The sequence below is a fragment of the Bacillus sp. JJ1127 genome (genome assembly GCF_036965845.1).
In the GTDB taxonomy this organism is placed as follows: domain Bacteria; phylum Bacillota; class Bacilli; order Bacillales; family Bacillaceae_G; genus Bacillus_A.
This window is the reverse complement of record NZ_JBALQK010000169.1, coordinates 1-10975: the sequence shown is the minus strand read 5'-3', so window position 1 is coordinate 10975 and position 10975 is coordinate 1. Positions and strand designations below refer to the sequence as shown.

11 protein-coding genes and 1 pseudogene are annotated in these 10975 nt (G+C 35.5%); 7 read left to right on the top strand and 5 right to left on the bottom strand.

All coding sequences use genetic code 11. The features are described from left to right. Positions 1–126 precede the first annotated feature (126 nt). From hblD to V7183_RS16865, 4 genes are all read left to right on the top strand, one after another. Positions 127–1356 (top strand): hemolysin BL lytic component L1, encoded by a 1230-nt coding sequence (gene hblD / locus V7183_RS16885; protein WP_335360243.1) that lies wholly within the window; start codon positions 127–129, stop codon positions 1354–1356. Positions 1357–1387: 31 nt separating this feature from the next. Continuing rightward, positions 1388–2593 (top strand): HBL/NHE enterotoxin family protein, encoded by a 1206-nt coding sequence (locus V7183_RS16880; RefSeq protein WP_335360242.1) that lies wholly within the window; start codon positions 1388–1390, stop codon positions 2591–2593. A 267-nt stretch (positions 2594–2860) separates the two neighbouring features. Continuing rightward, the gene (locus tag V7183_RS16875; RefSeq protein ID WP_335360241.1) at positions 2861–3982 is read left to right on the top strand and encodes an HBL/NHE enterotoxin family protein; all 1122 of its coding nucleotides are present in this window, start codon (positions 2861–2863) and stop codon (positions 3980–3982) included. A gap of 362 nt (positions 3983–4344) precedes the next feature. After that, a complete protein-coding gene (locus V7183_RS16865) occupies positions 4345–4551 on the top strand; it encodes a hypothetical protein (protein WP_335360240.1) in 207 nt (68 codons plus the stop codon). 13 nt (positions 4552–4564) lie between these two features. Here the strand turns inward: V7183_RS16865 and V7183_RS16860 are convergent, their stop codons facing one another. Next, positions 4565–5398: a DUF2785 domain-containing protein gene (locus V7183_RS16860; RefSeq protein ID WP_335360239.1), complete on the bottom strand. Its 834-nt coding sequence runs from the start codon at positions 5396–5398 to the stop codon at positions 4565–4567. 81 nt (positions 5399–5479) lie between these two features. Continuing rightward, positions 5480–6577, bottom strand: coding sequence for a Xaa-Pro dipeptidase (gene pepQ, locus V7183_RS16855; RefSeq protein WP_335360238.1), 1098 nt, complete (start codon positions 6575–6577; stop codon positions 5480–5482). 148 nt (positions 6578–6725) lie between these two features. On the opposite strand from pepQ, the gene V7183_RS16850 reads away from it, so the two are divergent. Beyond that, positions 6726–7409, top strand: a complete 684-nt coding sequence (locus tag V7183_RS16850; protein WP_335360237.1) for a metal-dependent hydrolase — start codon at positions 6726–6728, stop codon at positions 7407–7409. 40 nt (positions 7410–7449) lie between these two features. On the opposite strand, the gene V7183_RS16845 is transcribed toward V7183_RS16850, so the two are convergent. After that, positions 7450–7608, bottom strand: coding sequence for a hypothetical protein (locus V7183_RS16845; protein WP_335360236.1), 159 nt, complete (start codon positions 7606–7608; stop codon positions 7450–7452). Positions 7609–7854: 246 nt separating this feature from the next. Between V7183_RS16845 and V7183_RS16840 the strand changes: the two genes are divergently transcribed. Then, complete coding sequence (locus V7183_RS16840) at positions 7855–9168, top strand: DRTGG domain-containing protein (RefSeq protein WP_335360235.1); 1314 nt, start codon at positions 7855–7857, stop codon at positions 9166–9168. Between the two features lie 24 nt (positions 9169–9192). Next, positions 9193–9270, top strand: a pseudogene (locus V7183_RS26000) (DUF3949 domain-containing protein); the annotation flags it as partial. Positions 9271–9292: 22 nt separating this feature from the next. Here the strand turns inward: V7183_RS26000 and V7183_RS16835 are convergent. Both V7183_RS16835 and V7183_RS16830 read right to left on the bottom strand, forming a co-directional pair. Next, the gene (locus V7183_RS16835) at positions 9293–9598 is read right to left on the bottom strand and encodes a YtpI family protein (protein WP_335360234.1); all 306 of its coding nucleotides are present in this window, start codon (positions 9596–9598) and stop codon (positions 9293–9295) included. Between the two features lie 180 nt (positions 9599–9778). Further along, a partial coding sequence (locus V7183_RS16830; protein ID WP_335360233.1) for an RNA-guided endonuclease InsQ/TnpB family protein occupies positions 9779–10975 on the bottom strand: 1197 nt, incomplete at its 5' end.

Sequence of the window (10975 nt, the reverse complement as noted above, 5' to 3'; positions counted from 1 at the left end):
CATTAAGACAATTAAAAAATGTAACAAGTTACCTTGAAGAACAAACTAATAAATTTTAATATTATGGATTTAATAAAAATATAAAAATTCTAATAATCTATCAAAAAACTGAGAAGGAGAATAGTTATGAAAAAACTTCCATTTAAAGTGTTAGCTGTAGCCACTCTAGCAACGTTTATAACTGCTACTAACGGTAACACCATTCATGTATTTGCACAAGAACAGACCGCTCAAGAACAAAAAGTAGGGAATTATGAATTAGGGCCTGAAGGACTGAAGAAAGCATTAGCTCAAACAGGATCTCATATTCTTGTAATGGATTTGTACGCAAAAACAATGATTAAACAACCAAATATCAATTTATCCAATATTGATTTAGGTTCAGAAGGAGCAGAATTACTCAAAAGTATTCACCTTAATCAAGAATTGTCACGAATCAATGCGAATTATTGGTTAGATACAGCGAAGCCGAAGATTCAAAAAACAGCACGTAATATTGTAAATTACGATGAACAATTTAAAAATTATTACGATATATTGGAAGCTGCTGTGAAAAATAAAGATAAAGCAGAGCTAAAAGAGGGCCTAAGTGATTTAATCACTACAATTAATACAAATTCAAAAGAAGTTACAGAAGTAATTAAGATGTTACAAGACTTCAAAACAAAACTGTATGACAATTCTACAGGGTTTAAAAATAATGTTGGTGGCCCAGATGGACAAGGTGGATTAACGGCACTATTGGCGGGAAATAATGCCCTGATTCCACAACTTCAAGCTGAAATGGAGAAGCTACGTTCTACTCAGACACAGCATTTTAACGATGTATTAGCATGGTCAATTGGTGGTGGATTGGGAGCATTCATTTTAGTTGGTGCAGCCATTGCAGGAGCGGTAGTCATTGTTGTGACTGGTGGTACAGCAACACCAGTTGTTGTTGGTGGTCTTGCGGCTCTCGGTGCAGCTGGTATCGGTTTAGGAACAGCAGCTGGTGTCACGGCGTCTAAACATATGGACTCCTATAACGAAATTTCTAAAAAAATCGGGGAATTAGGTACGAAAGCCGATCTTGCTAGCCAAGCAGTTATTTCGCTTACTAACGCGAAAGCAACTTTGACAGATCTGTATCAAACAGTGGATCAAGCGATACTGTCCCTAACAAATATCCAACAACAATGGAATAAAATGGGGGCAAATTATACAGATTTACATGATAATATCGACTCTATGCAAGAACATAAATTCTCTTTAATACTTGATGATTTAAAAGCTGCTAAACAAAGTTGGAGTGATATTCATAAAGATGCAGAATTCATTTCGAAAGACATCGCTTTTACACAAGAAGCAAAGAACTAAAAGTCAAAACCTATCATAGGAGGAATGTGAAATGCTAAATAAAATCCCTTACAAGCTACTCGCTGTCTCGACGTTTTTAACTTTGACAACAACCACTGTAGTCTCACCGGTAGCAACTTATGCAAGTGAAATTCAACAAACTAACAATGGAGATACGTCTCTTTCAGCAAATGATGTGAAGATGAAAGAAACTTTGCAAAAGGCTGGGTTATTTGCAAAATCTATGAATGCCTATTCTTACTTGTTAATTAAAAATCCAGATGTGAATTTTGAAGGAATCAATATTAATGGATATGCAGATTTACCTGGTAAAATTGTACAAGATCAAAAGAAGGCTAGAGCACATGCTGTTGAATGGGATACGAAAGTAAAGAAACAGCTTTTAGATACACTGACAGGTATTGTTGAATACGATACGACATTTAGCACTTATTATGATCCATTAGAAGAGGCGGCTGATACGGCTGTTAAAGAGGCTAAAAAGGCTAAAGAGCTGGCTGCTAAAGAGGGTACAGAGCCTCAAGAAACTAAAGAGGCTAAAGAGGCTAAAGATACTTTAAAAGAAGGAATTACAGATTTACAAAGTCAAATTCAACAAAACCGTGAGGATGCAAATCTATTAATACAAGAATTAACTAAGTTAAAAAACGCTATTGGGGAAGATGTTAGGGAATTTGGAGACAATAAAAATCAGTTGGATTCGATTTTAAAAAACCAAGGTGCTGATGTTGACGCCGATCAAAAGCGTCTAGAGGAAATTTTAGGATCAGTAAACTATTATAAACAATTAGAATCTGATGGATTTAATGTAATGAAGGGTGCCCTTTTTGGCTTACCGCTAATTGGTGGTGTAATAGTACTTACAGCACAAGAGAATTTAAAAAAATTGGAGCCTACATTAGCAGAATTACGTAAGACTGTAGATTATAAAGTAACATTAAATCGTGTAGTTGGTGTTGCACATACTAGTATTAGCGAGATGCATAAGGCGCTTGATGATGCTATTAATTCTCTTACTTATATGTCCGCGCAATGGAATGATTTAGATAATCAATATGGTTCGGTTCTAACATTTCTTGATAATGCATCTGAAAAAGCTAAGCTAGAGAAATTTACATTCTTAAAATCTAACTTGGCTTCAGCTAAAAAAAGTTGGGAAAATTTACACACAGATGCAATCACTTTAAAAGAAGGAATCAAAGAATTAAAAGTGGAACCTATTACTCCACAACAATAGGAAAATATCACTTCTGTTGCATGCCCAAAACATAGAGAATCTATGATTACATTGTTAAATAGCCATACAACAATTAATAATTCTTTATATACCGAAAAGGCGAAGTCCAATTAAGGACTTCGCTTTTCACTATAAATTTTCTTTAATATTTGATGATTTTAAGGCTGCTAAACAAAGTTGAAATGATATTCATAAAGATACATAACTAATTTCACTTTTAAAGAAGAATAGAACTTATAATCAAGACCTATATAGGAGGAATATGAAATGATGAAAAAAACCCCTTACAAACTACTAGCTGTATCGACGTTTTTAACTATTACAACAGCTAATGTAGTTACACCAGTAACAGCTTTTGCAAATGAAATTGAACAAACTAATAATGGAGATACGTCTCTTTCAGCAAATGAAGAACAAATGGAAAAAGCTTTGCAAGATGCTGCGGTATTTGCAAAATCCATGAATGACTATTCTTATTTGTTAATTAATAATCCAGATGTGAGTTTTGAAGGCATTACGATTAATGGGTATGCAGATTTACCTGGTAAAATTGTACAAGATCAAAAGAATGCTAGGGAACATGCTGTTAAATGGGATACACAAGGAAAAAAACAGCTTTTAGACACATTGACCAGCATTATTGAATACGATACAAAATTTGAAGATCATTATAAAATATTAGTAGAGGCAATTAATACAGGGAATGGAGATACTTTAAAAAAGGGGATTACAGATTTACGCGGTGAAATTCAACAAAACCAAGAGTATGCACAAAAATTAATACAAGAATTAACTAAGTTAAAAGAAGATATTGGACAAGATATTAGAGAATTTGGAAGTGATAAAGATCTCTTGCAATCGATTTTAAAAAACCAAGGAGCTGATGTTGAAGCCGATCAAAAACGGCTAAATGAAGTTTTAGCGGACATAAACTATCAGAAAGACATAGAATCTAAAGGATTGACAATGGTGAAAATTCCTTTTCTGCCTACACTGATTGCTGGTGGTATAATGATAGGCGATGCAAGAAGTAAGCTAGGCTGGTTAGAGCCGCAATTAGCACAATTACGTCAGACTGTAGATTATAAACTAACATTAAATCGTGTAGTTGGAGTTGCGTTTAATAATATTAGTGAGATGCATAGTGCGATTGATAAAGCTATTAATGCTCTTACTTATTTGTCTGCGCAATGGCATGATTTAGATTCTCAATATTCGGGAGTACTAGGGCATATTGAGAAGGCATCTGATAAAGCTGATCAAGAGAAATTCAAATTCTTAAAATCTAACTTGGATTCAGCTCAAGTTAGTTGGAAAAGATTAGCGACAGGTGCAATCACATTAAAAGACGGAGTCAAAGAATTAAAAGTGGTATCTCCACAAAAATAAGGAAATATCGGTTCTTTTTTAAAGCTTTTGAATAAACATAGCACACTTAAGTTTCTGCTATGTTAAACCATTTTGTGATTTGTGATACATGAAAAAAGCGGAGTCTGGTGAAGACTTCGCCTGTTATAATAGGATATAAGGTGGAAGAAATACTGTTAGAGCATTAATACCGTGGTTACTCCACGTTGTAATTAATCAGCATCGCGGTTTATATCGGAAAGAAAAACGATTAAATCAAGTTACAAGGGGCACCATATATAAGTAGCTGTAAGAGGTGTAACAGTTGAGAAATATTGATTATAACAGGTTAATGAGAGTAGTCAGAAAATTTATGATATAATATGATAAAAAAGGGGGCAAATATGAATCAAATACATGGAGCAATCTATATCTACATAACAATGTTTTTTATTGGAGTATCTTATTATTTAGGGCATTCATACTCGCACCCGATTTTAACTTTTTTGAGCGGTGTATGTATGGCTATTGCGATTTTTGTACACCTTTTCTCGGTTTGGATTGTGAAGTTTCAACTCAATATTAGTGAGATGAAAGAAGGTACTTTTTGAGAGACCTTCTTTTTTAATTGTATTGACGAAAATTTTTTAATAAGTTTTCAATCTCAATTTCTGTTTCTTTGCATATAGAATTTGTTCGTAATCGAAAGAATAAGCTTCGTAAAAATGATTTTATATTCCTGTATAGTGCTTCGTAAGGGATGATAGATAATTTTGTTTTTTGAATTTGCATTTGATGTACGAAAGAACGTAAGGATACAATCAGTTCTTTTTCACTCAACCCATTTTTTAACATGGCAATGATAGGAGTGATTATTCGTTCCTCTTCTTCATAATTGTAATAGATTGTATGTACACTTACTTTTTCTAATAGAGTTAGTATTATTTCTGGATAATATGAGGTTTCAAGTTTTGGATTTTTAACAAGTTCATCGAATGCATCCGAGACATGAGCGATGCTATGAGCCCACCCCTGATCATCAACATACCCACGGAAATCATGTTCTTGCTTCATGTATAAAATTAATTTGTCTTTTACTTCTAATATGTCAGATTCTGATAAGAAGTTATGTTTTGTATCAGAGTTTATGATTAATGCAATTAATAGTGTTGTAAATGATCGAGTGAATACAGCATCTTTATCGCCTGTAGTGATTTTATAAAATAAGTATTGTTTGCTTATACTTTGGGATAATAATCGCTGTAATTGCTTATGCGAAACATGGTCTTTTGTGATGAGGTGCCAAAAGGTTGTGTAGATTAAGTTGTCTCGTAAATAGCCATCGGGTGTACCGATATGTTGGAGCATTTTTAAACTTAAATCATTGATATCTATCGTGGAATCTATAGCGTAATGATTCGCACGCAATTCTTCTAATTGTTGCTGAAGTTGTTTCATAGTATGCCTCCTTTTAAATGTATAAGAAAGAAAATTCAGTTATTTGAAAGAAAAAAGGTAGCGATAAAGCTACCTTTTTTCTTATTTTACAAACTGTAATTCTTTCGGGAATTTTGTTAAAATTTCTGATCCGTCTTTTGTGATATAAATATCATCTTCGATACGAACGCCACCTACATTTGGTACGTAAATACCTGGCTCGATTGTGAAGACCATACCTTCTTTTAATGGAGAGTGATTGCCTTCTTTTACATCTGGATATTCGTGTACGCTAATTCCAAGTCCATGACCAAGGCGGTGCGGGAAGAATTCTCCGTAGCCTGCGTCTGCGATAACAGAGCGAGCAGCATTGTCGATTTCACCAAGTGTAACACCTGGTTTACATGATTCAATTGCTTGTAATTGACCTGCTAGTACAGTGTTATAAATGCGTGTTTGTTCTTCGGAAATGTCGCCGAATGCTACTGTACGTGTAATGTCAGAGCAGTAACCATCGATGATTACGCCTAAGTCAAATAGGACGAAGTCACCACGCTTCATTTTGTTTCCACCTGGGATACCGTGCGGCAGGGCGGAGTTTGCACCTGTTAATACCATTGTGTCAAAGGACATTTTATGTATACCTTTTGTCTTCATTTCATGTTCGATGATTGCTAACACTTCTAATTCGCTGCGATCTTCCTTGATTGCATTTACACCAATTTCAACAGCATAGTCAGCCATGTAAGCGGCTTGACGTAAGATAGAAAGTTCTTTTTCGTCTTTAATTAAACGAAGTTCGCGTACTTTTTCTTCCGCAGATTTGAAAGATACTTTTGGGAATAATTGTGTTAATGCTTCATAGCGTTCTACATTTAAATGTTCTTTTTCAATTGCAACTGTATTTACACTAATCCCGCGGTCTTTAAGTGCTTTCGCGATCATATCCCATGGTTTATCAGTGTCAGTAAACCCGATGATTTCATGTGCCCAACCAGCATTTCGAGCTTGGCCTTCTTCCATTTTAGGACAGATTAAAATGGGTTCTTTTTCTTGGAATACAAATAGACCGAGTAGTCTTTCGTGTGGTTCACAATGGAAGTTCGTCATGTAGAAGACGTTCGGTGTAGAAGTTAAAAATGCAGCCTCCACGTTTTGTTCTTGTAGCCATTGCATTAAATTTTCTAATCTAGTATTCATAGATTTGCACCTCCGAGATTTCAGTTACATATATAACTTTACATCGGATGAAAGAGTTATGACAAGTAAATCGATGTTAGAAAAGACAGGGAATTGTGAAATCATGTAGAATAAAGGGTGTGAATGTGAATAAGGGAGGAATGTAACAATGAAAGTATCTTATCATGGGCATTCAGTTGTAAAGATTGAAACGAATGGAAAGGTCATTTTAATTGATCCGTTTTTAACAGGGAATCCGAAAACGGATTTAAAAGCTGAAGATGTAAAGGTAGATGCAATTATTTTATCACACGGACATGGTGATCATGTCGGTGATACAGTAGCGCTTGCGAAGAAAAATAATGCGGTTGTTGTAGCACCATTTGAATTGGCGACATTTTTAGGATGGCAAGGTGTGAATACACATCCGATGCATATTGGCGGATCACATGTATTTGATTTTGGAAAAGTAAAGTTTACACAGGCATTCCATGGGTCTAGTTATATTGATGAAGAAAACAAGACGATTACATATACGGGAATGCCAGCTGGAATTTTATTTGCGGCAGAAGAGAAAACGATTTATCATGCAGGGGATACGGCTTTATTTTCTGATATGAAGTTAATTGGAGCTCTTAACAACATTGATTTAGCATTTTTACCAATTGGTGATAACTTTACAATGGGACCAGAGGACGCGGTTTTAGCTGCAGAATGGATTGATGCAAAAACAGTTGTGCCAATGCACTATAATACGTTCCCAGTCATCGAGCAAGACCCGCACCTTTTCGTTCAAAAACTAACAAATCGTACAGGGAAGGTATTAGAAGCGGGAGAAAGTATTACACTATAATAAAGAAACCCTTCATTTGAAAAGACAAGTGAAGGGTTTTTTATGTGTGTAGTATAGGCTTGAAAGTATGTGTTTGTTTTATTGATTCTGTAACTTCCGGTACCGTTTGTTCTGGTGTTTCATTTAATTCTATTGCAACTTTTTTTCCATCAACGAAAGCTAAAAATATAGCACCTACAACTTCTAACAATTTTTTCATTTTCATTCGCTCCTTTGTTTGATTTCTTGTCTTTATTGTATCTTGGAACTGGCGGACAAACTATCGAATGAGATGACAATCACATTACACTGTTGTAAGAATTGTATTGATGGAATGTAAGAGTTGTTTTGTTATAAAAAAAATAGTACAGATATATAAAGAGAGAGTGTAACAGTTTCGGAAATATAGTATACTAAAAATACAACACATGAAGAATTTAGGGAAAAGAAAGTATGGTGAAACCATTTGGCTACCAAACATAACCAAATTTTAGAACATATTAATAGCCTGCCGGTAGGGCATAAAATTTCTGTACGTCAAATTGCAAAAGACTTGAGTGTAAGTGAAGGAACAGCTTATCGTGCGATTAAAGATGCAGAAAATAAAGGATATGTTAGTACGATTGAACGTGTGGGAACAATCCGAATTGAGCAAAAGAAGAAAGAAAATATAGAAAAACTTACATATGCAGAAGTGGTCAATATCGTGGATGGCCAAGTACTTGGGGGAAGAGAAGGGTTACATAAAACATTAAATAAATTTGTGATCGGTGCTATGAAATTAGAAGCGATGATGCGTTATACAGAAGCGGGAAACTTACTGATTATCGGGAACCGTACCAATGCACATCAACTAGCGTTAGAAACAGGGGCTGCAGTATTAATTACAGGTGGATTCGATACGGAAGATCATGTGAAAAAATTAGCAGACGAATTAAAATTGCCGATTATTTCAAGTAGCTATGATACATTTACTGTGGCAACGTTAATTAACCGTGCGATTTATGATCAGCTTATTAAGAAAGATATTGTACTTGTTGAAGATATTTTGACGCCAATTGAAGAAACATTATATTTAAAACCTACTGATACAGTACAACAATGGCATGCGTATAACGAAGAAACGATGCATGGGCGTTATCCAATTGTGGATGAAAACAAAAAAGTATTAGGTATTGTAACTTCAAAAGATATGATCGGTGTTGTTAAAGAAACGCCGATTGAAAAGGTGATGACAAAACATCCGCTTACAGTAAACGGAAAGATGTCTGTAGCAGCTGCGGCGCGTATGATGGTGTGGGAAGGGATTGAAATGCTTCCTGTTGTCGATGAAGGAAGTAAACTTCAAGGAATCATAAGTCGTCAAGATGTGCTTCAAGCGCTGCAAATGATTCAGCGTCAACCACAGGTCGGAGAAACGATTGATGATATTGTTACAAATCAATTTGTAACGCCGAAGGAAGCTAAGAACGAACACAGTTATCAATTTTCTGTGACACCACAAATGACGAGTTCATTTGGAACATTATCATATGGTGTATTTACAACTGTTGTCACAGAAGCAACAAATCGCGCAATCCGTGCACAGAAAAAAAGTGATTCGATTGTTGAGAACTTAACTATCTACTTTGTAAAGCCTGTTCAAATTGATAATGTTGTTTCTGTACATCCGCAGGTGTTAGAAATTGGGCGTAAATTTGGAAAGGTCGATGTAGAAGTGCGTCACGGAGGAGATGTTGTTGGGAAAGCGCTATTAATGGTGCAATTAATTGATCGATAAGCATACAAAAAGAGCGGAATGAAGAATCCTTTCAATATACCATCTGCACTTGTTGCATACATGATTTTGAAAATAAAGGGACGTAAAAAAGCATCAGCATAAATGTCTGATGCTTTTTGCAGTGTTACATTGTTTTGTAGGCTTCTGCTTCTTCGACTGCAAGAGGCAAGAAATGCTTATACTGACGGAACCCATTAAAAATACTTGCGCCGCCAAATAAGAGAAATAACACACCAACGATAATACGTACAGTTGAGAGTTCTAGGAAAAATTGATTTGCGCCAAACAACGCAACGAATAAGCCGAGTGCCATTGCTGATTTTCCCGCGAGCCATCCTTTCTCCATTGTACGGTTTGTACGGAAATATTTTGTTTTATAGAAGAGATATAACATAAATGAGACGATAATACAAAAGACTAATACTGGCATGATACAGTCCTCCATTTGTATATAATGTATCTCCACTTATTATAAGAGAGTAGCGGAGAAAAAGAAGTAGTATTAACAGAACTTTCACATTGTTATTATAAAGCAATTGTCCACATGTATGAAAACTCCCGCCACTTATCTCCTTCGGATCTTGAAGTGGGGGTTTTTCGTGTATCACCTTCAAGAGATGCTTAACACGAGTGGAGTTGACACAGCTGCCTGATGGCACAACCCCTCTATTCCATCGGCAAATGCCTTTGGAACTGCTTTTCTTAAGATATTATAGGAACCATTCACATCTGCGTTCAGTAATTTGTTCTCTTTCGTACGATACAAACCACGTTTGATACGCTTTCCACTGAATGCAGGAATGTCTTCCTCACCGTAAGTAGGAATCGCATCATTGTCTAGAAAGGATGCCTTGCTTGTATACGATTCTTCCACGACTTGTACCATTATGCCCTGTCGCTGTGCCTTGTAGTTGATCATTTCAATGAGTAGATTATGCGGAATATGGCAGAAGGATTGATTCTGTCGTTTTCCTATATCACTGTTTTGTTTCCATGATGTATTTTTTCCAATGATAATCATAGAAATCTCATGTTGAATCGCAAACTGAACAATCTGGTAACTCATTTTGTGAAAGAGATCTTTTATTTTGAGAAACCTTTTCTCATAAAGCCTCTCTAAACGCTTGGATGTGTGTGGTCCTTCTTTGGGTTCTTTTCCATGACGAAGAATACTCAGTAAATACGCCTTTTGTTTGTTGTAGTATTGATTGATACTTTTGATGACATTGCCCTTTACTAACACAGGAGTAGACCCTGTATTCGTTATGATAGTTGCAATGTTATGAATCCCTAAATCAATACTCATATAGCGATTATTGTCCACAGGCTTAAGTGCTGGCTCAGATTGTTCTGTCACAATTTCAATCTTAAACTTCCCATAAGCAGGAGAAACACGTACCTCTTTGAGATTGCCAATCCGTCCAAACAATTTACCTATATTTAATTTTATGCTTGTTTTTGGAAAACGAATGTACTTATCTTGGAGTTTACATACTTGATTCGTGAATACAATTTCTTTCATAGATGATTTGATATATTTGGGAATGCGAGGTCTGCCCGTAAAAGTGGAATGATGTTTCTGATATGCTTTCATGGAAGCGAAGAATGATTTCCAATTTTGATATAACTTCTTCATAACTGCTTGATTCACTTGCGATGGTAGGGTTATATAGTCTTGTTGCTTCATTGTTTTAAACAAACAATCTAGGAAGTTATAGAATAGGAATGATTTCTCTTTTGTCGGTAACGTAAACAGATTACACTTGATTTCTTTCCGTTCTTCTGCCGGCTTTTCTTTCTGCTTTTG